9 protein-coding genes are annotated in these 26,652 nt (G+C 66.1%); 7 read left to right on the top strand and 2 right to left on the bottom strand.

What is annotated here, in order from left to right; translation table 11 throughout:
• Positions 1-68: 68 nt before the first annotated feature.
• A complete protein-coding gene (locus ACFSJG_RS06150) occupies positions 69-1,694 on the top strand; it encodes a DUF726 domain-containing protein (protein ID WP_378484332.1) in 1,626 nt (541 codons plus the stop codon).
• 90 nt (positions 1,695-1,784) lie between these two features.
• Positions 1,785-2,129: a hypothetical protein gene (locus ACFSJG_RS06145; protein WP_378484331.1), complete on the top strand. Its 345-nt coding sequence runs from the start codon at positions 1,785-1,787 to the stop codon at positions 2,127-2,129.
• Between the two features lies 1 nt (position 2,130).
• Here ACFSJG_RS06145 and ACFSJG_RS06140 read toward each other — a convergent pair whose 3' ends face one another.
• A complete protein-coding gene (locus tag ACFSJG_RS06140; protein ID WP_378484330.1) occupies positions 2,131-7,059 on the bottom strand; it encodes a DEAD/DEAH box helicase in 4,929 nt (1,642 codons plus the stop codon).
• Positions 7,056-10,463: a hypothetical protein gene (locus ACFSJG_RS06135; protein ID WP_378484329.1), complete on the bottom strand. Its 3,408-nt coding sequence runs from the start codon at positions 10,461-10,463 to the stop codon at positions 7,056-7,058. Before ACFSJG_RS06135 ends, ACFSJG_RS06140 begins: the two co-directional genes overlap by 4 nt.
• 234 nt (positions 10,464-10,697) lie before the next feature.
• Here ACFSJG_RS06135 and ACFSJG_RS06130 point away from each other — a divergent pair, with 234 nt between their 5' ends.
• The 5 genes from ACFSJG_RS06130 to ACFSJG_RS06110 are packed head-to-tail and all read left to right on the top strand — an operon-like array spanning position 10,698 to position 26,597.
• Complete coding sequence (locus ACFSJG_RS06130) at positions 10,698-13,538, top strand: helicase-related protein (RefSeq protein WP_378484445.1); 2,841 nt, start codon at positions 10,698-10,700, stop codon at positions 13,536-13,538.
• 3 nt (positions 13,539-13,541) lie between these two features.
• Positions 13,542-18,122 (top strand): DNA methyltransferase, encoded by a 4,581-nt coding sequence (locus ACFSJG_RS06125; RefSeq protein WP_378484328.1) that lies wholly within the window; start codon positions 13,542-13,544, stop codon positions 18,120-18,122.
• Between the two features lie 32 nt (positions 18,123-18,154).
• Positions 18,155-19,207, top strand: coding sequence for a DUF262 domain-containing protein (locus tag ACFSJG_RS06120; RefSeq protein WP_378484327.1), 1,053 nt, complete (start codon positions 18,155-18,157; stop codon positions 19,205-19,207).
• On the top strand, positions 19,208-20,188 hold the full coding sequence (locus ACFSJG_RS06115; RefSeq protein WP_378484326.1) for a hypothetical protein: 981 nt from the start codon (positions 19,208-19,210) through the stop codon (positions 20,186-20,188). It begins immediately after the preceding gene.
• 37 nt (positions 20,189-20,225) lie between these two features.
• Positions 20,226-26,597 (top strand): DEAD/DEAH box helicase, encoded by a 6,372-nt coding sequence (locus ACFSJG_RS06110; protein WP_378484325.1) that lies wholly within the window; start codon positions 20,226-20,228, stop codon positions 26,595-26,597.
• Positions 26,598-26,652: the final 55 nt, after the last annotated feature.

The raw sequence follows: 26,652 nt of genomic DNA, 5'->3' as shown, positions 1-26,652 counted from the left end.
GTGCCTAATCCGGTAGGTACGAGGCCAATCCAACAACCCATACATCCACACTGATCGGGGGACTACAAGTGACCACAGATGCCGTGCTCTTCAAGCCGGTCTCGCACGACGGCATGATCTGTGAGGTCCGGTCACCGTACGGACTTCTGCTGCGCCTGGAGGGGACCATCACCGCGGTCGAACCGGCAGTCGAGGGTGACCCTGCGATGACGGGAAACCCCGCCCTCATCCACAACGCGTGGGCGTACACGAAGAACGAGAAGCTCTTTCGCCGCTTCAAGGACGAAAAGAAGAAGGAAAGCCACCGCAAGCAGGCCGATGCCTACGCGGACGTCGCGGCGGAGATCGCGAAGCTGATCGACGGACTCGGCGACGACACCCGGTCCGGCTGGTGCTCGGCGTGCTACGCCCACACCGCTCACCGGAAGGTGAAGACCGGCAAGCTCAGCCTCCCCGCGTATCTGTGCGAGACATGCGGTGGCCCGACCCTCAAATGTGCCGCGCCACAGTGCGACAGCATGGCTACCCGCGGATCCGGGTCGGTCCGAATCCCGCGGTTCTGCGCCGAGCACCGCCACGAGCTTCCCAGCTTCGAACGCGCCGCCGACAAGATTCCGACGGTCGACGACTACGAGCAGCTCCGCGTGTTCGACAAGAGCAACTTGAGCCGCGGTTCGAAGTACGCGATGGCCGGCGCTTTCGCGGCCGGCGTCGTCGGCACTGGCGGACTGTTGGCGGCACCGGCCGTCGGCGGCGCGATCGGCACCCTCGTCGGCGGCTACGCCGGCGCAGCCGCAACCAGCTACGGCCTGGCGATGCTGGGCGGTGGCGCCGTAGCGGCCGGCGGTCTCGGAATGGTTGGCGGTACCTACGTCGTCGCGGCTGCGGGAGCGGCTCTGGGTACCGCGCTGGGCGCCAGCATCACGAATGCCTATGTCAGCGAGGACAGCTCGTTCGCCATCGAGAAGTTCCGGGACGGAACCGGAACCCCGGTGATCGTAGCTCGGGGCTTCACGACCGAGAAGGACCCGAACTGGAGTTCTGCAATGCAGATGGTGGAGAAGCGGTACCCCGATTCCCCCATCTACCGCCTGCACTGGGGGAGCAAGGAACTCAGCAAGCTCGCAGCGCTGGTCGTGAAGAACATCGGAGCGAAGCAGGCCATGGTCGTCGCCGAGGGTGCGGCAATGAAGGCAGGCAAGATGGCCGCGAAGAAGCTCGCACCGATCGCACCCGCGTTCCTGGTCGCGGACCTGGCGAAGAACCCCTGGCACACCGCCGTGGTCCGCGCCGACCGAACCGGCGTCGCGCTCGCCGGCATCCTCGCTCGTACCAAGGTCGAGAGCTACATCCTCGTCGGGCACAGCCTCGGTGCCCGCGCCATGATCACGGCCGCCGAGACGCTGGGGACCAGCAAGGACGCCCCACGAATCGAGGCGATGCACCTCCTCGGTGCCGCGGAAGGCAAGAAGGCCGACTGGCGTCCACTAAGCGAAGCCGTCACCGGGACCGTCAACAACTACTACTCGACCAAGGACGGTGTGCTGAAGTACATGTACGCGACGGCGCAGGCGGGAAGTGTTGCGGTGGGCCTCAAGGGCTTCGAATGCAAGTACCCGAACATCAAGGACCGCGACGTCACGGCGAAGGTTGCGGGGCACTCGGAGTACTTCGGCAACGTCAAGTTGGTGTAGCCGTCAGGCATCGCTGTGCTCGGCCGCGCCGCGAGCCAAGCACAGCGATGCCGAGCAAGCGGTGTCACACCAGACCACTACTGTGCCCGTATGGCACGAATTCGTTCCTTCGACAAGGGCACCCAGTCCATTCGCCCTCACGACAGCCTGGTCGACTGCTTTCACAACACGATCATCGACTCCAACGGCGACACCCTGCTGCATCTGTCGACGTTCGGCTCCGACTACCGCAAGTCAGCTCCGAAGAGCAGCCAGTCTCTGCAGATCGATGTCACCATGGCGGCGCAACTCCTCGAGGTGATCTACGAGGCGTTTCCGTCGCTCGCGCCGAAGTCCACGGACCCGTTCCCGAATGGCGGAGGCTCCGATTCGGGAACGGGCGGCGACTCGCCGATCTACAGCCAGTTGGCCAAGCAGCTCGGAGCCGACGAGTAGCTCAGGCGGCCGGCAGGCGCTGTGTGAGCTGGTCGGCGTCGGTCTCGTCGACCCTGACGACGATGTACCCGTCATCCGTCAGGGCGCGGTCCCGCTCGACGTCGTCGCCCTCGACCAGGACGATCCGCATATCCGGCCACAGCGCCTCCACCGGCCAGTAGTGCTCCCCCAGCTCGACGCCGAGCTCGGGCTTCGCGACGCCCCGCAGCGACAGCTCGAGCAGCAGCTCGACAACCGACTGTGAGGTGAACGCGAGAGTCTCCCCCCACGGTCCGTCAACGGCCTCGGGTGTCGCTTCGACCTTCAGCTCGGCGAAGATCGACAGCGCGCCCTCGCGCGACAGCTGGTCGTGGTAGCGCTCGTTGCGGAACGAGCGCAGGCACCCGTAGCAGGAGGTTTCCTCACCGCAGTCGCAGCGCGTGACGCGGTCGACCGCGAACTGGATGACCTTTCCCAGGTTCTCGGCGATCTTCTTGGCCGCGCCGGCGCCAGCGGGCACGGTATCGAATAGAACGAGACTGCGGCGACCGTCCGGCGTCCAGGACAGGGTGCCATCGATGTCGTCGCGGCTGATCTCCAGCGCCTCCGACGCTCCTTCGAGAAGTGCGTACAGCACCGACAGCCACCGGCCGGCGGAGTCGTTGTCGTATGCGATGGCGCCGAAGGAGAACTCGGCGATGTCGGTCTCGTAACGGTGGGCGAGGGAGACGATCCGTGTAGTTCCCTCACATGGCTTGTCGGTCACGGGGTGTTTGTGCGCGCTCTTGCCCGCCTTTCCGACAACTGCGGCAGCCCACCCACATCGCCCGCAGAGCTGGAACCCGACACCGCCACCGTCGGAGATCACCACCATCCTTGCGCGGGTGCCTGCCCTGGCCTGAACCTCGACACCGCCGGTGGATTCCCATGGGAACGGGTCGCTGATGTCGCCGAGACTCTCGACGTAGCTACTACCGCCCCAATGCCGTTCCGGTGGTTCTGGTTTGACGTCCTCGACCTTGCGGTCGGCGACGAAGCCGAACTCGGGGACGACGAATCGCCGAATCTTCCCGAACGGCTGTTGGCAGCTCGGGCAGATCTCGTCGACGTCGAGTTCGGTTCCGCACTGGAATTGCTGGCAGGCACTGCATGTGCGGTACTTGAGCTCGACCAGTTCCCGCTTGGGAAGCTTCTGCAGTCCCCGGGACGTCCACAGTTTGCCGCCCGCCACCACCTGGTTGCCCGGGGCGTAATCGTAGATGGCCTGGCTGAGGTCGCGTGACAGCTCCAGGGACGCGCCGACGTCACCCTCGCAGTGGGTGGTGCGGAGTTCGACCGTGTCGACGGGGAATCCGTACTTCGGGAGGATGTTCTTGTTCGCGAGATAGCCGAGGAGCTGGCGACTCTCGATCGTTTTCAGCGTGCGCTGGAGCCGCGCACCGAGGCCGAGGTTGTTCGCCTCCTTCGCCTGTTCGATCAGCTCTCGATAGGTGTCGAGGTCGGTGCGCATCTCCTGCTCGGCGATCCCCAACAGGTCGCAGAGCCGTTCGACCCAGCTCCCGTCGTCGATACCGACAGCGGACGCGATCGATTTGGGGATCACCTTGCGGATCGCAGCATCCACCCTGTCCGGCACGGGCGTCAGGAAGGAACGCACCTGTGCGCCCGGAGAGTCCTGGCCGTCACTCGCTGGCGAGAAGAACTCGCCCGCGTACCGCCAGGCGACGTCGTCGTTCTCGTAGCGATCCCGGAAGTAGGCGGCGAGCGCGATCGAATGCGCATGCCGCCGCGCAATGCGCTCGTTCTCGATGGGAATCCAGGGAATCCGCATCTCTCCGGCGATCATGGATTCGGGGTTCTGATACTTCGACAGGTCGTGCGAGCTGCGCTTGGCATATGTCAGCACGAGGGCCGCCGACGCCGCTCGACGTCCGGCGCGACCGGCTCGCTGCACGTAGTTCGCCGTCTTCGGCGGCATGTTCCGCAGCACCACCGACTGGAGGTCACCGACGTCGACGCCGAGTTCGAAGGTGGTCGAGCACGACAGCACGTTCACCTTGCCGTCGATGAAGTTCTTCTGGATCTCTGCGGCCTTCTTCGATTCCCACTGGGCGGTGTGTTCCATCGCGGACAGGGGAGCGGGGCGAAGCGTCCGGTACATGCTGCGGTAGTGGTTGATGTCGTCGTCCACTGCGGGCACGACGAAGGGCTGGAGGGCGCCGTCGCATGCGCCGAAGGGGCAGACACCGCGGATGTCGTGGATCGTGAGGCGCCGGCACGCCGAACACTGGAACCACTCGCAGTCGGCCCCGGACACGATGCGAAGCTTCTCGTGGTTGACCTGGTAGACGTCGCCGGCAGTCTTGTCCGCGACCAGGCGGACGTAGCCGTGTTCGAGGAGGAAGCGCCAGCAGCCGTCCAGGAACTTGTCTGCAGGCATCGAGGCGTCGAGCGCGGCGAGGACCTTGCGCACGAGCAGGATGCGGTTGTTGGTGGTACCGGGCCTGCCCGCCGGCAACCAGCTGATGATGCGTTTGGCCGGGTCGGAGTTCATCGACCGGATTCGGATCTGGGTGTTGCGGGGTTCGAATATCTCCTGCTTGATGTCGACGTCGTCGAGCAGGGTCATCGCGCCCTGCAGGCGGACCGCCTTGAGCAGTTCGTCGAGGAGACCCCATGCCTCGTCGCTGCTCATCCCGAGTTTCTCGAACGCGGGCGGCAGGTCCGTCTTTCGAGAGCGGAACATCCGCACCCCCATCAGGCCGAGACCCTCGAGGGACTGGCGCGTGTCCAGCGCCATCAGCTCGGCCATCACCCACGGATTGACCGTGCGCTTGATGGTGGCTCGGGTTGCGGACTCCTCGAAGTGGTAGGCGTCGCGGGCCTTCTTCGCTGCGTAGTCGGCGAGGTCGTCGGCCGAAAGTTCCTCGTCCCGGTACTTGGGGTCCGTGAGGACCATCGTCAGGTACCGGCGTTCCAGCATCCGACCATAGGTCTTGCCGAGATACGGTGCCGCGAATGCCGCGGCCTGACGGGAGTCGGAGAACATCAGGAGCTTGCGTCCCTCCCCTACCTCCTCCACGGTCTTGTCTGCGGCGCGCGGAATGTGCTGGTACAGCGCGGTGGTGATGACCGCCGGTGCCGCATTGGTGTCGGTGCGGAGCCGTCGGATCACCTGCCGGGAGCGGGCACCGCACTCGGTGCACTTGCTCATCACCGCGGACGTCTGCTTGTGCTCGCGCACACCGAGCGCCGGCCCGCCCACGCACTTCGGGTTCGTGCAGTCCCCGGTGCCGAGTGCTCCACATCCTGCACACAAAGTCCGGATGGTGGTCTGCGCTTCCTCCGAACCTCCGTCGGCGAGGGTTGCCTCGTCCTCGTCGATGAGACCCTCCGCGGTGTTCGTCAGAACGAGCCACCGAACGTGACTTTCACGCTTGACCGGACGGAAATACTCACGGCCCTCGAAGATTTCACGATCGCCAGCCAGGTGCACGGCGCCGCATCGCTGGCAGGTTCCGAACTCGAACACGGCGCGACCGGTGACGGGATCGACCTCATGTCGCCCGAGGACCACGGAAGGTCCGTCGTCGGTGAACACCACGTACGCACCCTCGGTGGCACGCACGAACATGTGGTAGCGCGCGGACAGCACGGGGTTACCGCTGCGATCGCGGACACGTGACCCGAGCGCCACCAGCGCCTCCAGCTTCGGACCGGCATCGGGATCGTCCGGCCACAACCGGTTTTCGAGGTCTCGGATCGCGACTGGGCCGCGTGCCAGCGTCGACTGGAGATCGGCGGTGCGCCGTTCTGCGTGCAGTGCGGCGGCCGGGTCGCCGTCCGAGGCATGTGCAGTGATCCCGTCCAGAGGTGCGTCCGGGTCGACGAGATCGAGGAGCAGTTGGTCGTCGATGGTCCAGTCGGGTGTCTCGCGACGCCTCTGCCGGGTCGGGGTGACGAGGTCCTGACGACTCGGTTCGTCGTCGATGTACTCGAGGGGGACGTCGAACAGGTTGTGCGCGAATGTGGTTGCCTCGACCCCTTGCGTTTCCGGGGTTCGGCCGGTGAGGGAGGCGGAGGTGGCGATGCACTGCAGCGGACGGTCCTGAGCGACGCGCTCACGCAGCCGCCGCAGCAGCAGCGCCACCTCGGCGCCCTGTGCCCCGTCGTAGACGTGCGCTTCGTCGAGGGCGATGAATTTCCAGGTACCGGAATGCTCGCCGTCGAACAGCTCGAGGTCGGCGGGCCGCAGGAGCAGGTACTCGAGCATCGCGTAGTTGGTGAGCAGGATGTGTGGGGGTTCGGCCCGCATCTGGTCACGGCTGAGCAGTTCGTTGGGCAGCGGCTTCTCGCCGGGGTTCGACGCCCGGAACACCGATTCGGCGTCTCGGGTGCTGGCCAGCGTTTCGCCGGTGTAGCGGCCGAACGTGATGTCGGGCATTCCGGCGAGCAGGCCACGCAGGCGCTTGAGCTGGTCGTTGGCGAGCGCGTTCATCGGGTACAGCAGCAGCGCCCGCACCCCCGGACCGAGCGTTCCGTTGGCGCGTTCCTCGATGAGGGAGTTCAGGATCGGCAGCAGGAAGCTCTCAGTCTTGCCGGAGCCGGTTCCGGTGCTGACGACGAGGTTTCGGCCTGCGACAACCTTTCGGACCGCAGCTTCCTGATGCCGGTACAGCGGACGGTCCATCGGAAGGGCGTCACTGGCCAGCAGCGGAAAGTCGCGGTGCAGGGTTCCGTCTGCGACGAGATCGGAGAGGGAGGCACCAGGAGCATACGGCGGCGTCAGCTCGAGGAGTGGGCCTTTTGTCAGCAGCGTCGACTCGTCGATCGCCCCGTCGAAAGCGGCCGCGAGCGCCGGGTCACGCGGCGCGAGAAGCGTTTTGAGATACCGCTTGTACCCCGCTTCGATTCCGGCGCCCGCAGCAATGGGGTCGAGGCGGTCGGTCATGCGGTTTCTCCGATCAGGTCACCGTGCGTGAGGTGCGCAGCGAGCGCCTCCGCGATCAACAGGTCACCGGCGACCATCGCCGGGAAGTACTCGGCCATCACGGCCCACGCGTTCCGCATGTCGGCGGTCATCGGCGAGTATTCGAATTCACCGCGCGCCTCCAGGCGTGCGACTGCGGCGAGGGCCAACGACTGCATCGACAGCAGCATCCAGGGATGTGCGGCGGTGTCGACACCGTGCAGTGCCTCGTTGCGGGCGACGACCAGGTCGTACAGCGCCGGCGATGCCTTCTTGACCGATCGGAGGACCCGGGTCACGTGGCCGGCCAGGTCGCGGCACGCGGGTTCGAGCACCCAGTCGTTTCGGCGGTGGAAGGCGTCGACGGTGGCGCTGGTGCGGGTGTCGATGTCGAGCAACGCACCGGGGACGAGCCGGAACTGCTCGAACAGTTCCTCGACCTGTTCCGGAGCCATTCCGTGCACCATCAGTACGTTCGGGTCGAACACTCCGGATCGGGGGTCGCCCATCTTTCCTGCGCGGAGCAGGTCCATCAGTACTCTGCCGCCTTGGGTCTCGAGGTAGGCGACAGTTTCGGCCCGCTCGCCCGCCACCGCGCGGCCGCGGTCCCGCAGCGATGGCAGGTCCGATATCTCGACCATGCACCCGACCCACGAGTTCGGGTGCAGGTCGTTGAGGGTGAAGCTCGCCGAGTACGGCAGGTCGACGAGCTGCGTGCGGATCAGGAGCGCCATCATCTCGTCCTGCGGAATGGTGCTGCTGCCCAATGCCTCGAGTGCAGCACGTGGATGGCGACCGACGATCCGGACGAGCCCACCACGGATGCGTTCGGAAGCAGGGTCCGACGCATCCCAGGGCAGCAGCGCAAGGGCAGCCCAGGCACCCTCCGCTGCTTCCGAAACGAGTGGCGGCTCGCCGATCCCGGACAGGAATCGCGCCAGATTGTCGAGTTCGGGGTTGTCGTCCCGCACCCACCCGGACTGTGTCACGCGCAGTGCGTCCCGGTCGGGGCGGGCGGGTCGGGTGACGATCGTGAAGGGGTCGTCGGCGAACACGGCGGCGAAGAGGTCGCCGGAATCGCGCAGCTCCGCGGGCAGCACGGCCCGCTCACCGGTGATCGACAATCGGGTCACCGGCCGCCACGGCGCCGTCGCGGCCCACACCCACACGGCGGGATCCTCGATGTCGGCTAGCTGTTCGAACACCAGGTCGGTGCCGTCGATCCGGACGTGTTCGCACAACCGCGCGGGACGCACGTCGGCAACGGTGATCCGGTGGGTGTCTCCGGCTTCGTCCTCGACGACTGCCACGATGCTGCACACGCCGACGCGGCGGGCGGTGTCGACGAACCGTCGGGTGGAGGTCTGGAAGACGTTGTCCGACGGGCGTTCCGGCGTCTCTTGCTGCACTGGCTGGTCACGCTCGTCGATCAGCGCGAAGGTGACGCGGGCCGCGCCCGGGACCCGGACCGCGATGACCGCGTGCTCCTCGAGGTCGCTCGGACTTACCGCCTGCGGCGAGGTGCGCCACTGCGTGGGGGTGCCCACCTTGTCGATGCGGGCCTCGGCGTACGGGGGACGCAGCACCAGCTTCTGGGCGCGGTTGCCGGACCCGACGCGGATCTCGCGTTCCCGGTCACTGACGCCGAAGCGCACCCGGGTCGCGTCGACGGTGAGCCCGTGTTCCGAGGTGATGACACTGACGCTGGCCCCGAGCCCACCGGCGACCGGGCTTCGGAACCCGCTGCTGTGCTCGACACCGATTCCCTCGACCATGAACACGGTGGCGCGCTGGTCGCCGCCACCCTCGCAGGTCACCTGGACCTCGTACAAGCCGAGCAGGCCCTCGTCGACTCCGTCGAAGGGGTCGAGGGTGGTCTCCTCGGTCCCGGATTCCCACTCGCAGTCGACGAGCCACTTTCGATCTCCGGATCGGCGGGCTCGGACCCGCCACATCACCGGCTCGGACCCGACGTACGGCGGCAGGTCCACGCAGGGCCGCTCGGCGTACACACTGAGGCCGTTCGGCGTGTGCAGGCCGGGAACCGGGTCGGCGGGCACGATGCTCGGCGCTCCGAGCGAGCGGACACCCCGCACCGGCCCGTCGTCGCGGCCGTGGCGGCGCAGAAGGATCGAATCGTGTCCGGCGAGGTCGAGTGTCTCGACCCGCCACCCGGTCCATCCTGAGGGAACCCGTGGGTCGTCTGCAGCGCTAATCGGGGTGTCGGTCGTCGCGTCGACGACGTGGGCATCCTTGGGGCGCATCGCGAGCACGAGACCTCGCGGGAGCGTCGCACTGCGTCGCAGCAGCTTGCCGTCGACGCTGAACAGGAGCAGCGGGTCACCGGAGTCGAAAACCGGGACGGTGTGGCTGGCACCGGACGCCTCGTGGACGAGGAGTACCTCACGGGCCGGGGCGGTCACCGCGACGAGCGTGGGCGGGTGTTCACCGTCCTCGACTCCCCACCCGCTCTCCGCATACACCTCGCGGGTACTCCCGGCCACGGAGAGCTTCCAGGGCGCGTCGGCGTCCGACTCCGGGTACGGCACCGCGACCAATACCTCGTCGTCCTGCACCGAGAACCTGATGACCGGGTTGCGCCGCTGGCGGATTCCACGAGTCGTCGCGGCCCCGTCCTCGGTGGAGAGAAAGGGCCTCTTGTGAAGCTGATCGATCAGTCCGTTCAGCAGCACCGTGGGGAGCCCGGTGGTGGAGGTGTCGAGTTCGAGGTTGTTCCAGACCTCGGGGTTGTCGAGCGTGAAGGCGAGGAACTCGATGATCCGGTCGAGGATGTCGACGGCGATCTCGCCGCCGTGCTTGAGGAAGTTGCGGACCGGCGCATCGAGGCGGCCCAGGCGGTAGTCCATGCCGGGCGCAGTCAGCCATTCGAGCAGCGCGGCACCGGTCGCGTCACGCCCTTGGCGGACGTGACCTTCGATCGTCTCGACGAGGTCGCTCAGACAATGCACCGGGATGCCCGCGTGCATGGCCATTGCCATCACATAGTTGGGTCCGCGGAACTCGGGGAAGTCGCGGAGCCCCAACTTGTGGAACAGATCGGCGAGCGAGTGACGCAGCGTGGTCTCGAAATCGGGGTCCCGGTCGAGTCCGAGCTCGTCCCAGAAACTCTCCCAGTACCTGCCCTGCTCGTAGGCGAGGCCGGCATGCCCGACGAGGGTGGCGAGCGTCAGCGCGGGATATCGCTTGATGAGCAGGGAGGACTTCTCGGTACGCAGGTCGTACACCGCGATGCGCCCGAACAGCTCCTGGCAGCGCCGCAACTCGTCCTCGTCGAGGTTGATCTCGAAGAACAGGCCCACCTTTTCGAGGCCCCGACGGATGCGGAACTCCTCGTCACCCGCCTGGTCCTTCAGGAACGATCCCACTTCACTCCTCCCGCTGGTCAGCGCCCTCGACTGTGCCACAGCTGTCGGACACGTGGATATGCCGATTCGCCGTCTGTCGTCCACCCGAATGACACGATGCACAGCACAATGAGGCTTGCTCACATATCGCCCGAACGGGGCGATAACGTTGCAGGCGAAACACCACATCCACCGGAGGGCCGCACGATTTCCGCACCGACCGCTGAACTGAATGTCGCCCCCGGCTCGATCGTGGTGGTCCGGGACGAGGAGTGGCTGGTCACCTCCGCCGAGCAGGGTTCGGACGGATGGCTGGTGAAGGCGCGTGGTCTGACGGAGTTGGTGAAGGACACGACGGCGACGTTCTACTCCAGCCTCGACCGGATCGAGGTGCAGGATCCGCGGGACGCGGAGGTGGTCGCCGACGCGTCGTCCGGCTACCGCGATTCCCGGCTGTGGCTGGAGGCGCTACTGCGCAAGACACCGTTCCCATACGGCGACCAGACGTTGACGGTGTCGACGCAGATGCTCGCCGATTCCCTCGGGTATCAGCGGGCGGCGGTCGCGAAGGCGCTCGATCCGCAGCACATCCGTCCGCGCATTCTGATCGCGGACGCGGTGGGTCTGGGCAAGACCCTCGAGATCGGCATGATCCTGTCGGAGCTGGTTCGCCGCGGTCGTGGTGAGCGGATCCTGATCGTCACCCCGAAGCACGTGCTCGAGCAGATGCAGCACGAGCTGTGGTGCCGGTTCGCGTTGCCGTTCGTGCGGCTCGATTCGGCGGGCATCCAGAAGGTGCGCCAGAAGCTGCCGGCCACCCGCAATCCGTTCACCTACTTCAAGCGGGCGATCATCTCGATCGACACCCTCAAGAGCCCCCGCTACAAGGCGCATCTGCAGCGGCAGCACTGGGATGCGGTGGTGATCGACGAATCGCACAACCTCACCAATGTCGGCACCCAGAACAACGAGCTGGCGCGCGTCCTTGCCCCGAACACCGAGGCGCTGATCCTGGCGTCGGCGACGCCGCACAACGGTAAAGAGGAGTCGTTCGCAGAACTGCTGCGGCTGCTGGATCCGACGGCGGTCGCCGCGGACGGCACGTTCACCAAGGACGACGTCGCGTCGCTGCTGATCCGCCGACACCGGCACCACCCGGAGGTCGCTGCGGAGGTCGGCAGCGACTGGGCCGAGCGCGCCGAGCCCGTGCACAAGCTTGTCACGCCGTCCGCGGCGGAAGACGCCGTCGCGCAGGAGCTCTCGCAGACCTGGCTCCATCCGGAGTCGGGTCGTTCCCCGTACTCGGGTGAGACGAAGGCGCTGTTCCCGTGGACCCTCGCGAAGGCGTTCCTGTCCTCCCCCGCCGCGCTCGCCGAGTCGATCAAGCAGCGCCGCGGCAAGCTCGACCCCCACACCCCGGCCCAGGCCACCGAGCTCGCGGCGCTCACGACCCTCGACGAGCTGAACGCGCAGGCCCTCAACGAGTCGGCCGGCAAGCAGGCCGCGCTGGTGCAGCGGCTCAAAGAGATCGGGGTCGGCGCGAAGTCGAGCACCCGTGCGGTGGTGTTCGCCGAACGCGTCGCGACGTTGCGCTGGCTCACCGAGCACCTGCCGAAGGCGTTGGGACTCAAGCCCGAGAACGTGGCGATGCTGCACGGCGGCCTGTCGGACGTGGAGCAGCAGGAAATCGTGGACAGCTTCAAGCTGGAAACCTCCCCGATCCGGGTGCTGGTGACGGGCGACGTCGCGTCGGAGGGCGTGAACCTGCACGCGCAATGCCACCACCTGATCCACTTCGACATCCCGTGGTCGCTGATCCGGATCGAGCAGCGCAACGGCCGCGTCGACCGGTACGGGCAGAAGCATCCGCCGGTGATCTCGTCGCTGATCCTCGAACCGTCGGACCCGGACTTCTCCGGCGACCTGCGGGTGCTCTCCCGGCTGTTGGAGCGGGAGAACCAGGCACACGGCACCCTCGGCGACGTCGCGTCGCTGATGGGCAAGCATTCGGTGACGGACGAGGAGAACGCGATCCGCGACGTCCTGGTCGGCAAGTCCACCCTCGACGAGCAGATCCGCGACGTCGACGACGTGGCCGCCGGCGACGACCTAGACGCGTTCTTCGCGCAGTTCGACCTCGACGAGACCGAGGACGACGCCCCGGCGAACGCTCTGCCGCAGGCACCGCGGCAGAGCCTGTATGCCGACGACCTCACCTTCCTCGACGAGGCGCTCAAGGCCGCGTTCCACGATGTGCCGCACGCGAAGCCGGAGGCCGGCGGCGTCGGGTGGACGGTGCACGCCAATCACGCGGTCGCGGAGCTGACGCCGCCGCGGGACCTGCGGCAGCGGCTCGGGCAGTTGCCGCAGAACTACCTGCAACACGGCAGGGTGCTCGAACGCCTCACCCTCGCCACCTCCCCGGAGGTCGGCAACGCGCAGCTCGCCGCCGCCAAGGAAGGCAAGGGCGTCGCGAACACGACGTGGCCGGAGGCGCACTTCCTGGGACCGCTGCACCCGGTGCTGGACTGGGCGAGTGACCGCGCGTTGAGCGCGTTGGGCCGCAACCAGATCTTCGTGATCCGCGGCGACGTGGACGCCCCGACGGTGCTGCTGATGGGCACGCTGATGAACCGGCGCGGGCAGCTGATCTCGCGCGTGTTCTCGACAGCCGAATTCCCCAATCCGAACAATCCGTCGTTCTGTGTAGTCGAAACCCGCGCGAGCCTCGACTTCCTCACCACCGACACCGGACTGCGGCCGGGTTCCGCGAATCCCGGGCCGGTCGCGGACGCCGACCGGTATCGCGCTCTGGTCCCGATCGCCGTGGACGAGGCAACGACGGCCATGCAGATGGTTCTCGACGCACAGGAGTCCGCCGCCACCGAACGCCTCGACCGGTGGCGACGGCGCGCCGACCGCTGGCACGACGGCGCCGAGCAACTCGAGCTCGTCGCCGGACAGCGCAAGAAGGTGGACACCCTCTCCCGCCGCATCGCGGACGAGCAGCGCCTCGCCGAATCCCTCGCCCCCACCCAGCAGTTGGTGCGCCCGCTGCTGCTCATCGTTCCCAACGCCTCCGGAAAGGACCAGTAGGTCGTGGCGTCTTTCGATTCCATCGTCATCGGCGAGGACTGGATCAGCGAGCACTATTTCACCACCGACTCGGCGAAGGAGTCCTTCCACGGCAAGGTGCTGGAACTGCGCAAGCTGTGGGATGCAGAGAAGAAGGAAGACCGGACGACGGTCCGCGACCATCTGCTCGCCACGACCACGGACCTGCAGACGGCGCTGGCCGGGCTGGCGGAGAACCCGGACGCCGCACCCGAGGCGCATGCCCTGACCCGAACCACCTTCGGCTACCCGGCCGCGCTGTCCACGTTCACCGCCGAGCGGGCCGGCTCCGAGCTGGAGATCCCCGACGCGAAGCTCGACGGCGTCACGAGTGTGCTGTTCCTGCAGGCGGTTCCAGTGGCATCGATCGAGGATCTCCTCGACCCCGAGACGGGGCTGCTGATCGCCCCGGCCGTCGAGGACGGCAAGCCGATCGAGTCGGCGTCGAAAGCGGTGTCGGCGGCGTTCCGGTCCGATGCTCCGCCGGCGTTCGTGGTGGTGCAGGCCGGGCAGTGGCTGCTGCTCGCCGAGGCCGAGCGGTGGGCGGAGGGCCGCTACCTGGCCGTCGACCTGCTGGTGGTCGCCGAGCGCCGGCACGAGGCGAAGGGCGGCGAGATCGACCGCGTCGCCGCCATGTTCGGCCAGCAGGCGCTGCTGCCGGCCGCGGACGGCAACGTGTGGTGGACGGGGGTGCTGGAGGATTCGGTCAAGCACACCGTCGGAGTGTCGAAGGACCTGCGCGAGGGCATCCGGCTGTCCATCGAGATCATCGCCAACGAGGTGGTGAAACGGCGGGCCGCGCAGGGTCTGACGCTGGACGGGATCGACGGACAGGATCTGGCGAAGCACTCGCTGCGGTTCCTGTACCGGATCCTGTTCCTGCTGTATGCGGAGGCGTCCCCCGAGATGCGGGTGCTGCCGACCGGTGCCGCGGAGTACGAGGAGGGTTACGGCCTGGACCGGCTGCGGGAGCTGACGCTCACCGAGCTGGTGTCGGAGCAGTCCCGCACCGGCACGCACCTGTACGAGTCGCTCGCCACGCTGTTCCGGCTCGTGGACCGCGGCCACTCCCCAGCCGTCCGCGAGGACGTCGCGGACGATCCGGCACCGGGCCTGGAGTTCCAGCCGCTGCGCGCCGACCTGTTCAAACCGGAGTCGACGGCCCTGATCGACGAGGTGGGCCTGGGTAACGAGGCGACGCAGCGGGTGCTCGAGCACCTGCTGCTGTCGAAGGAGTCGAAGGGCCGCCGGGGCGCCGACCGCGGCTTCATCTCCTACGCGGAGTTGGGCATCAACCAGCTGGGCGCGGTGTACGAGGGCCTGATGAGCTACACCGGGTTCTTCGCCGAGGAGGACCTGTACGAGGTCGCGAAGAACGGTGACCCGGAGAAGGGTTCGTGGGTGGTCCCCATGAACCGCTCCGATCACTTGGACGAGAAGGACTTCGTCCGCGCGCTCAACCCGGTCACCGGCGAAGAGGAGCCGGTGAAGCACTTCAAGGGCACGTTCGTGTTCCGCCTCGCCGGCCGCGAACGCCAGCAGTCCGCGTCGTATTACACCCCCGAGGTGTTGACGAAGTTCGTGGTCTCGCAGGCCCTGGAGGAGCTGCTGGATCAGAACGACGAGCGGACCACGCCCGAGCAGATCCTTGAACTCACGATCTGCGAGCCCGCCCTCGGGTCGGGCGCGTTCGCGATCGAGGCGGTCCGCCAGCTCGCCGCCGAATATCTGAAGCGCAAACAGGAGGATCTGGGCGAGCTGATCGACGCCGATCAGTACCCGGTGGAGTTGCAGAAGGTGAAGGCGCACATCGCCCTCCACCAGGTGTACGGAGTAGACCTCAACGCCACCGCCGTGGAGCTGGCGGAAATCTCGCTGTGGCTGGACACGATGGTTGCCGGCCTGCAGGCCCCGTGGTTCGGCCTGCACCTGCGCCGCGGCAATTCGCTGATCGGTGCGCGACGGTCGGTCTATGCGCCAAGCCTGCTCGCGAAAAAGCAGTGGCTCAAGGAGCCCGCGAAGGACGTTCCGCTCGGCGAGGAGATCGGCGCCGGAATCCACCACTTCCTGCTGCCGTCCGAGGGCTGGGGTGCGGTGATCGACACCACCGAGGCCAAGACGTACGCGCCGGAGAAGCGCGAGGAGTTGCGGCTGTGGCGCAACGAGATCCGCAAGTCACCGAGCAAGGCGATCGTGAAGCGTCTGCAGGCGTTGGCGCAGCGGGTGGAGACGCTGTGGGAGTTCACCCTCCGCCGGTTGACGATCGCGGAGTCGGAGATCCGACGCGACATTCACCTGTGGGGTTCGGATCCGGTCGAGCACACCCCCGCGGTGACGCGTGAGGAGATCGAGAACGTCCTGAGCAACCCGAACGGCGCGTACCAGCGCGTGCGTCGGGTGATGGACGCATGGTGCGCAATCTGGTCGTGGCCGCTCACGACGGACGTCGAGCCACCGGACTGGGATCAGTGGGTTGGTGGCCTCGAGGCCGTGCTCGGCGTGCCCGTGAAGGAGACTGCCGCCGAGCGCCGCGGACAGATGAGCATCGGCCGCGATACGAGCTGGCAGGAGCTCGGATTCGCCGAGGAGAACGACCTGCTGTTGTCGCGCGCGATGACGGTCGGTCATGCGTATCACCAGTTCCCGTGGCTGGATGTCGCGCAGGAGATCGCCGAGCAGCAGGGCTTCTTCCACTGGGAGCTCGACTTCGCACCGGTGTTCGCGCGCGGCGGCTTCGACCTGCAGGTTGGTAACCCGCCGTGGGTGCGGCCGGACTGGGACGAGGCTGGGGTACTGGCGGAGTTCGACCCGTGGTGGCAGCTGACAGACAAGCCCGCCGAGCCGGTCAAACGCGCCAAACGCGAACAGTCACTCGACCAGCCCTGGATTCGGGCGGCATATCTCGATGAACGAGCGGGGCAGGCCGGGGTGAAGGACAGCCTGGGGTCCGGGATTGATCGTCCAGCCCTCACTGGTCTGCAGCCAGACCTGTATCGCTGCTTCATGGAACGCACTTGGCGCTCGATCTCGACCCGCGGAATTGTCGGATTGATCCATCCCGAGAGCCACTTCACGGAGCTGCGGGCCGCTCGGCTCCGCCGTGAGTCGTACGAACGCCTCCGACGTCACTACAAGTTCCACAACAACACCTATCAGTTCCCCGAAATCGGCCACAAGAAGACCTTCGGTATCCACATCTATGCACAGCCCTCCGAAGTCCACTTTCTACAGGCCGGATGGATCTTCGCCCCTAGCGTTGTCGAGCGTTCGCTTGTGCACGATGCCTCCGGCCCCGAGCCTGGGCTCCGCGACGAAAACGGTGATTGGGATCTGCGACCACATCGAAACCGGATCGTGGAGGTCGACGAGACGGTCCTCGCTGGTTGGGCAGCTCTAATTGACGAGCCAGGAACGCCCGCCACGGAAGCTCTCATGCTCTATCCGGTGAACCGTGCCAGCGCCGACGTTTTGGAGAAGATCGCGGCAGCCCCGAGACTCGGCGACCTCGAGTTTGACTGGACCCGCGGTTGGGAAGAAGACCGTGACCGCAAACTCGGCTTCTTCGAGTCACGCCAAGCAACTCCCGACCGGTGGGAGCACGCGATTCTGCAGGGACCCCACCTAACTGTTGCTACGCCCCTGTTCCAGCAACCCGAAACAGCTAAAGGTCGGCAGCATCTCTACGAGGAACTTGACCTCGACGCCGTTCACGAGGACCAAATCTCGCGCACCAACTATCAGGTCGCCAAACCCTACGACGAGTACATCTCCGCCTACACGAAGTGGCATGAGGATCCAAGTTCATCATTCTTCCGCCTCGGCTGGCGTGAGATGTGTGACTCTGCAACGGTGCGCACGCTCCACTCTGCGCTATTGCCACCTGGCCCGGCACATGTCGGCGGAATCCTCTCGCTTACTACGGACGATCTGACTGACCTAGCCGTGATGAGCGCCTTCACCAGCTCGCTAGTCGCAGACTTTCTCATCAAAGTCATGGGTGTGGGCCATGTGAAGACGTCGACCATCGGCAAGGTGCCCCATATTCGGAATCAGCCCCTCGAATCAGCACTACTGCTACGCACGCTCCGTTTGAACTGCCTTGTCCACCCGTATGCACTGCTGTGGGGAGAGCTGTACGACGACGCTTGGCAGATGGATTCGTGGGTACCGGGTATCGGCGTCGACTACGCAGACCGTGCACCGCTCGGAAAAGTCGGACTGAAGTGGGAGTGGGCGACCCCCCTGCGCCGCGCCGCCGACCGCCGTCAGGCGCTCGTTGAGATTGACGCGATCGTCGCGATCATGCTCGGCATCACTGCCGAAGAACTGCTGACGATCTACCGAACCCAGTTCCCGGTTCTGCAGAAGTATGAGCGCGAAGCGCTGTACGACGCGACCGGCCGCCAGCTCCCAACGAAGCTCGCGTCCGAGTACCGCAAGAAGGGCTTCCTTAAGCCCGCCGACCTCACCATCGATGGCATCATCTACCAGGAACCCTTCACCGCCGTCGACCGTGAGCGCGATATGAAGTCCGCGCATCAATACTTCACTCGGCTGGCTGACTAACCCAAAATTCGATCGAACCAGAGGATCCTACTGTGGCAGAGAAAATAGAGCGCCGACAAAGCTTTCAAACCATTGCGTGGTTTCGCGATCTATATAAGCGAGATTTGCTCGACCTCGACCCACCCTACCAGCGACGCTCCGTCTGGAATCAGAAGTACCGAGATTTTTTCATCGAGACGGTGATGCTGGGCTACCCAGCTCCCGCAATTTTTGTTCACGAGGAGATCAGCAGCGACGGTTCGGCGCTTTACCGAGTCGTCGATGGAAAACAGCGACTGACTACACTTTTCGACTTCACCGACAACGACTTTCCCGTGGCAGAAGACTCCGCACTAAAATCAGACCAAAACAAGTACTTTGCAGATCTCGATGATGAAACTAAGCGCGCATTTTGGAGATATCAGTTCTCGGTGGAGTATCTGCCGACAACAAACGCCGAGACTCTGACCAATGTATTCGATAGAATCAACCGGAATGTCGCCCGGCTCACTAGGCAAGAACTGAGACATGCTCGGTTTAACGGTGTGTTTGCGACCACTGCCGAACGCCTAAATGATCATATGTTCAAAGTGCTCGCCGATGTGCCCCACATCGCTACCAACTCAAAAAGACAGATGAAGGACGTAGAGCTAACGGCACAGCTTCTACTGCTTATTGAAATGGGCGTTCAGTCGTTCTCGCAAGACGACCTCGACGACGCGTACAGCGACCGCGATTCTGAATGGGATTTCGCGCCCGATGCGGAGTCAATTTTCAGAGAATCCATTTCCGTAATTTCGTCGATAGTCTCGTCACCAATCTCAAGTCCCGCACTGAAGCGGCGCCTACGGAATCAGGCGGACTTTTACACATTGTTCGACGTCGTGACCGCAACTTACAAGAATGGAACAGAACTCGACACATCCACAACCTCCTTGGCGTTAACCGAGTTTTACGATGAAGTCGTAGATGAATCTAAGCGCGCCAAGAATCCCGACGCGCTTGGTTACTACGAAGCAGCTCGGTCAGCCTCAAACGATCGTCGACAGCGAGTGTCGAGATCGTCAATCCTCAAGTCGGTAATCGATCGAGGGCGGGCAGAATAGATGCCTGTCCCTTCGGCCGTAAAGAATCGATACGCATCGACAGAGAGCGCCGCTCTTAGCCTCAAGCAATACGTCGAGTTCACGTTGCGTCCCTGGTGCGAGCGACACTCATACCCATTCCTTGGGCGAATCAAGGCAGTCGAGTCAATTTCCGAGAAGCTAGAAGGCGGAAGGTACAAGAGCTGGCTCGATATCGATGATATGTACGCATGCACGATCGTGGTTCCAACGAGAGAGCACATCGGTAGCGTTACCGCGTTCTTGAACGCGAAGTTCAACAACCTTTCTGTGAAGGATCGATTGAGTACACGAAAGCACCCAAGTGTCTATCGTTTCGATTCAACACGATGGATCGGAAAGGTGCCACCCGACTCAACGGCGACCCTCGCTCCCGGAACTAGAGATCTAAAGTTTGAAGTACAGGTTCCAACAGCATTCGAACACGCATGGGCCGTCGCAACGCACGATATCGTCTATAAATCTTCCTCGTACGACTGGAAAGCACTCCGAATAGCTTCCCTCCTAAAAGCCTCCGTCGAGCAGATTGAACTGATAATCGATGGGTTTCAATCCAACGCAGATTCAATCAGTCCATCATATGACCCCGAAACCAGCGCGATTGACGAATTCATACAGGAAGCCCGCCGACTCGTGGAAGCCGGCGATATATCGAGCAGCCTCGCACCAGGGAGCTGGTCTCGGTTCGGACAAAACGTGCACTCGCTCGTCAGCACGTATGCTCCGAAGGGGAAGTCAGCAGACGAGTTGAAGAAGCTCACACGACGTTTGTACCCGTGGGCGCAGGACCAGTCTGATCTATTCGACCTCCAAGCAGGCTCTCTATTCCAGGTTATTCTGCGGATGATAAATAGCGGAGAAATCGAGGGCGCGCATCTTCGCGATTTTCGCGTAGTCGACAGCGATGAGCTGCGCTCACTTCACGGTGTAACCGCCCTCGGACGAACGGTCGACCTCGCATAGAAGAATCAATTAGCACCAACTCGGAGGAAGTGAACCAATGGGAGCACTGCTACCCACCCTCCAGGCCAACCACCTGCGCGAGGGCCTGACCGACTACCTAGCGACCACGTTCGCCCTCACCGACCCCGATGCTCAGGGCGCCCTGTCGGATTTCGTCGGCCACCCCGACACCGGCATGTTCAAAGGCCCCTACGCGCGCCTTCGACTGCCGTTCGCACCAGCGGGCGGCAACTGGGGCATGCACCTGGACTGGTGGCCAACGGGATTCACCCCCTATGGCCACCAGGCCGCAGCATTCGAGCGGCTGTCCACCAAGTTCCACGCTCGCCCACAGCCGACACTCGTCACCACCGGAACCGGCTCCGGTAAGACCGAGGCGTTCCTGTACCCGATTCTCGATCACGTCCTGCGCGCCAAGACCGCTGGTGTCACCGGGATGAAGGCACTCATCCTCTACCCGATGAACGCGCTCGCCAACGACCAGGCCGAACGCCTCGCCCGGCTCATTGCCGAACACCCCGAACTCTCCGGGGTTTCCGCCGGCCTCTACACCGGCGAACAATCCACCGGCGGGCGCACCAAGGTCACCGACGAGGGCCTCATCACCGACCGCTCCCTCATGCACGCCGCTCCGCCGGACATCCTGCTCACCAACTACAAGATGCTCGACCATCTCCTGCTGCACCCCGACCGCGCCGACATCTGGCGGCTCTCCGCCGACTCGCTGCAATACGTCGTCCTCGACGAGTTCCACACCTACGACGGCGCACAGGGCACCGACGTCGCGATGCTCCTTCGCCGTCTCGGCCTCACCGTCAAAGCGCACTGGACCGACGCCTCCCCCGTCACCGACGACGACCGGGCCCGCCCCCTCGGCCGCATCACCCCCGTCGCCACCTCCGCCACCCTCGGCTCCAAGGCCGAACCCACCGCCATGCTCGGCTTCGCGCACACCGTCTTCGGCGAACAGTTCGACGCCGACGCCGTCATCGGCGAAACCCGGCTCTCCGCCGCCGCCTGGCTCACCGACCGCGACACCATCCTCGACCGGCTATACCGGCCCACTACCCCGGCCGTCGCCGACGCCGCCGTACGCCTCGACGAGTTCGCTGCGGGTTCGCCCACCAACGCCTCCCTGACCACCGCCGTGCTCGCCGAGCTATTCGAGCGGGCCGAAGTATTCGAGCGCACCGAGCTATTCGCGGCCGCCGACGACCTCGACACCGACCGCCGCCTCACCCCCACCGACCTCCGTTCCCTCACACCCGTCGAGCAGCTGCACCTGCTCAAGGCGCACCCGCTGCTGGCCCGACTCCTCGACCACGCCGTCGACGCGATCTCCCTCGCCGACCTCACGGAAGCCCTGTTCGACGTCCCCGCCGCCGAGCGTGACATCCGCCTTGTCCGTGCCGCGCAGCAGCGCTTCCTCGACTACCTGTTCGCCGCTCTCTCCCACTTGCGCGCAGAGGTGGGGCGCGAGGCTCTGAACGTCGATGTGCACCTGTGGATTCGGGAGCTCTCCCGCATCGACCGCGCCGTCGCCACGAACACCACCTACCGCTGGTCCGACGACGGCGTCCACGAGGACGGCGACGTCATGCACCTGCCCGCGGTGTTCTGCCGGCACTGCGGCCGCTCCGGGTGGGGTGCCCGCCTCGCCCCCACCGGCCACACCCTCGACGTCACCGACGAGTCCATCCGCGCCGACCACGCCTCCGGCGCGTCCCGGTTCCGGGCGCTCATCTCCGCGCCCGCCGAGGCGCTGCTCGCCGCCACCCGCCCCGACGAGCAGATCGAGGGTCTGCGCTGGTTCCGCATCGACGACCGCGAAATCTCCGACACGCCGCCCGACCCCGACAGTACCGACGAACTGGAATGCAAGGTCCTCCCCGTCCTCACCCTCACCGGAGACAACGTCGAGGAGAACTCCAAGAACGACATGTGCCCGGCCTGCGGCGCCGCCGACGGCATCCGCTTCCTCGGCAGCGCCGTCGCCACCCAACTCTCGGTGACACTGTCGAATCTCTTCGGAGACGCCCGCCTCGACGCCGACGAGAAGAAGGCGTTGATGTTCACCGACAGCGTGCAGGACGCCGCGCACCGCGCCGGCTTCGTGCAGGCCCGCTCCCACACCCTCAGCCTGCGCTCCACTCTCCGCAGCGCCATCGACGGCGGGACGCTCACGCTGCCGGAGCTGTGCGAGGCCGTCGTCGCCCGCGCCGGCGACGACCCGGCCCGTCGCTATCACCTGCTCGCGCCTGACATCGTCGAGCACGACGAGTTCACTCCGTTCTGGAAGCCCGACGCGTCCACCGCGGCGCGCAAGAAGGCGGCCGCGAAGGTGCTGCGCCGCCTCGAATTCGACATCGACCTGGAGTTCGGGCTGCAGTCGCGGCTCGGCCGCACCCTCGAACTCACCGGCAGCGCCGTCGCCGAAGTGGACCTCGGCGGCGCGGAGCGTCCCGTCCGGCTCGGGCGGGCCGCACTCAACGCCACCGAGCACCAGCTGACGTTCGAGGCGCCGGACGCCGCGGCGATCACCCGCTGGGTCCGCGGCACCGTCGAACGCGTCCGCACCCGCGGCGCGATCCGCCACCCGTGGCTGCGCAACTACATCGAGAAGGACGCCAACCGACGCTGGGTATGGGGCGCGCGCCCCAAGGGCGAGGGCATGCCCGCCTTCCCCAAGGGCCGCCCAGCCCCCGCGTTCCCCGCCGTCGGATCACGCACCGTCCCCGAGGGATTCGACGCGATCACCGCACCCTCGTCGTGGTACGCCCGCTGGGCGTCACAGTGCCTGAATGTCTCCCCCGTCGACGGCGGCTTCCTGGCCAAGTCATTGTTCGGGGTACTCGCAGAGCAGCGAGTGCTCACCGCGGATCTCACCGGGGCCGGGCTCACCGCCTATGGTCTTCCCTCCGCCGCGGTTCTCGTCTCCGCTCCCACCGACGACGACCTCGCCGCGGGCCGGCACCTACTGGTGTGCAGCGTCTGCCAGACCCCGACCCCCGGCTCCGCCACCGTCGTCGACGAACTCGACGGCGCCCCCTGCCTGCTCGTCCGATGCCCCGGCACACTCGCCCGCGCACCGAAGGCGCAGAACTTCTACCGCCGCCTCTACGACACCGCCGAGATGAAGCGCGTCGTCGCCCGCGAACACACGTCGCTGCTGCCCACCGCGACCCGGCTGGGCTACGAGACCGCGTTCAAGCGCGGCGGTGCCGACCCGCAGGCCCCCAACGTCCTCGTCGCCACCCCCACCCTCGAGATGGGTATCGACATCGGTGACCTGTCCACCGTCATGCTCGGGTCGCTGCCGCGCACCGTCTCGTCGTACTTGCAGCGCGTCGGCCGCGCCGGACGCCTCACCGGCAACTCCCTCGTCCTCGCGTTCGTCCGCGGTCGCGGCGAGCACCTGCCCAAGCTGTACGACCCGACGTCGGTGATCCAGGGCGACGTCCGCCCGCCCGCCACCTTCCTCACCGCCGAGGAGATCCTGCAGCGCCAGTACGTAGCGCACGTGATCGACCGCCTCGCCCGCGACCCGGGCACCGTCGCGCCCCGCGGCGCCCGCGCCGTGCTCGGCAGCTTCGATGAGGGCAGCTGGATGGCCGACCTCCTCACCGCCGTCAACAGCGATGCCGATGCGCTGGTCGACGGCTTCCTCGCGCAGTTCGACGAGGTTCTCGACGAGCACACCCGGGACTCGTTGCGTACCTGGGCAACCCCCGACGGCGACGAGCCCAGCCCGCTCGTGACCGACCTACAGGAGGCCGTGCACCGCTGGAACCGCGACCTCACCGAACTCACCGCCCGCCGCGCCGCCGTCGAAGCGGAGATGCCGGAGTTCGAACGCCGCGCGTTCGCGCCCGCCGCCACCGACGACGACCGACGCGACCTGCGGTCCGCGCAGGGCTCGATGCGGCTGCTCAGCGGACAGATTTACGACCTCACCGACGCGTACTGGATCAGCGTCCTCGAACGCTACGGCGTGCTGCCCAACTACACGCTGCTCGACGACTCCGTCACCCTGGACGTCGGCATCACCTGGATCGACCCCGACACCAACCAGTACATGGGCGAGGCCACCAGCTACCAGCGCGGCTCCCGCGTCGCGCTCACCGAACTCGCGCCCGGCGCCACCTTCTACGCGCAGGGCCTCGCCGCGCGGATCGACGCCGTCGACCTCGGCGCCGGCGAATCCAACATCCACACCTGGCGGCTGTGCCCGCAGTGCGGATGGGCGGGCATCACCCTCGCCGGCGAGGAAGCTCCCACCGTGACGTCATGCCCGCGCTGCGGGACCGGCGCCATCGCCGATGTCAGCCAGCAGCTACAGGTGGTGGAGATGGCGCGGGTGTCCGCGGAGGTGCGCCGCGACGAGGCGTCCATCAACGACTCCCGCGACGAACGGCACAAGGAATCGTTCACCGTCCTCACCGCCGCCGACATCGACCCGGTCAACGTCGATCGGTTGTGGTTCGTCGGGGACCTCGAGTTCGGTGCGGAGTACCTGCGCCGCTTGGACGTTCGCTGGCTGAACATGGGCCGCCGCACCTCCCAGGGACGCAGCCGCACCATCGCCGGGCAGGAATCCACCACAGGGCTGTTCCGGGTGTGCTCGTCGTGCGGGCAGCTCGACAAGTCCGCGGGCCGCAACACCCGGTACGAGCACCGCAGCTGGTGCCGGCACCGCAACTCGGCGACGGAGAACGTCCGCGAGATCGCACTCGCACGCACGCTCCGCACCCAGGGCGTGCTACTGCACCTGCCGCGCGCGCTGGAGTACGACCAGTTCGCGCACCCCAGCCTGTCCGCCGCGATCCTTTTGGGGCTGCGGCAGGTGATCGGCGGCTCCCCCGAACACCTCGACGTCGCCACCATCACCGACGCCCTGCACGCCCCCACCCAGCGGGCGCTGCTGATCCACGACACCGTCCCCGGCGGCACCGGCTACCTCGCCGAGTTCGCCGACCCGGCGAAAGTGTGGGCAGTGCTCGACGCCGCCCGCGCCGTGGTGCGCGACTGCGACTGCGCCGAACACGATCGGCTCGCGTGCCACAAGTGCCTGCTGCCGTTCGCACCGCCGCACGAGCTGGACAAGGTGTCCCGCAAGACCGCTGCTCGGGTGCTCGACCATTTACTCGGTGTGGACGGGGATGCCGAACCTGATCGGGACTGGTGGCTGGATGAGGTCACCGAGGACGCTCCGATTGGGCCGATCGGCGGCGACGAGTCGCCGCTGGAGAAGGAGTTCTACGTCGCGTTCGTGGAACGGCTCCGCGCGATGGGCGCGACGGTGAAGGAGACACCCGGCACCTACGGACCGTCCGCGACGATCACCCTGCCCGGTAGGAAGATCCGCACCTGGAAGCTCACCCCGCAGGTGCACATGGCGAACTCGAAGCCGGACTTCGAACTTGCCACCAACGACTCCGAGGTCCCGCGGATCGCGATCTTCGCCGACGGTCGGAAGTACCACGCAGTCCCCGGCTGCAACCGCGTCGCCGACGACGCGTCCAAGCGCGCGATCCTCCGCGACAGCGGGCACATGGTGTGGTCGTTCGGGCACGAGGACCTACAGCGGTTCAAGGACGGTGAATCGGCGCAGCCTGCCTGGCTCACCGAGCAGGCCGCGTCGAACACCATGAAGGCCGGAAATCTCCGTCCGGCGATCGTGAAGCAGCTCGCTGCCGACCCGGTCACCATACTGCTCGCGTTCATCACCGACCCGGACCGCGAGGCATGGGAAGCGGTCGGCAAATGGCTGCCGATGGCGTTGGTGCGCGGCGACAATCGCAGCAAGGGTGACGGTTCGTCGATCGCGGACAACACCGTCCGGCTGCTCGACGGAACCGCTGCCTCGTTCGGTCAGGGCACCGACATGTGCTGGTTCCACACCGACGGACCGCTCGCCGTCACCGCCGCGATGCGTGCCGACAGCACGCGCACCATCAACGCCGTACTCGTCGTCGACGACCGCGACGAAACGTTGGAGATCCACGACGGACGCGCGTGGAAGGACTGGCTGCGGCTGTCCAACTGGCTCGGGCTCAGCAGCAACCATCTGGTGACAACGCGAAGCCTGATCGAAGCCGGCGTCGGAGGCCCGACCGCAAAGCCGGACGCCGAGCTCGCGCCGGAGTGGCAGGCGGTGTTCGACTCCACGGTGTCCGACGCGGAGAAGCAGCTGGTGATCGCGCTCGCCGCAGCCGACCTTCCCGTCCCGACTGTGGGCTACGAGACCGATGGCGGCGAGGTCGTGGACTTCGCGTGGGGCGACGTTCTCATCGGAGTGCTTCTCGACCCGGACGACGACGCAGCAAATACGATGTCGGAGGCCGGGTGGACACTGTGCCCACCGGACGCCGAACAGATCGCGGCAGCGCTGCAGAACGGAACAGCATAGATGCAGCACCCGGCCACAGTGACTACAGGTAAGCATTACGGGTCTCGGAGAAGAG

The organism is Rhodococcus gannanensis (assembly GCF_042681175.1).
Taxonomy (GTDB): domain Bacteria; phylum Actinomycetota; class Actinomycetes; order Mycobacteriales; family Mycobacteriaceae; genus Rhodococcus_G; species Rhodococcus_G gannanensis.
The sequence above is the reverse complement of the archived record's forward strand: the minus strand, read 5'-3'. Positions and strand labels throughout refer to the sequence as shown.

Coding starts and splice junctions, on each gene's coding strand:
- ACFSJG_RS06145 (WP_378484331.1), top strand. CDS start 1,785: ATGGCACGAATTCGTTCCTTCGACAAGGGCACCCAGTCCATTCGCCCT.
- ACFSJG_RS06140 (WP_378484330.1), bottom strand. CDS start 7,059: ATGACCGACCGCCTCGACCCCATTGCTGCGGGCGCCGGAATCGAAGCG.
- ACFSJG_RS06115 (WP_378484326.1), top strand. CDS start 19,208: ATGCCTGTCCCTTCGGCCGTAAAGAATCGATACGCATCGACAGAGAGC.
- ACFSJG_RS06110 (WP_378484325.1), top strand. CDS start 20,226: ATGGGAGCACTGCTACCCACCCTCCAGGCCAACCACCTGCGCGAGGGC.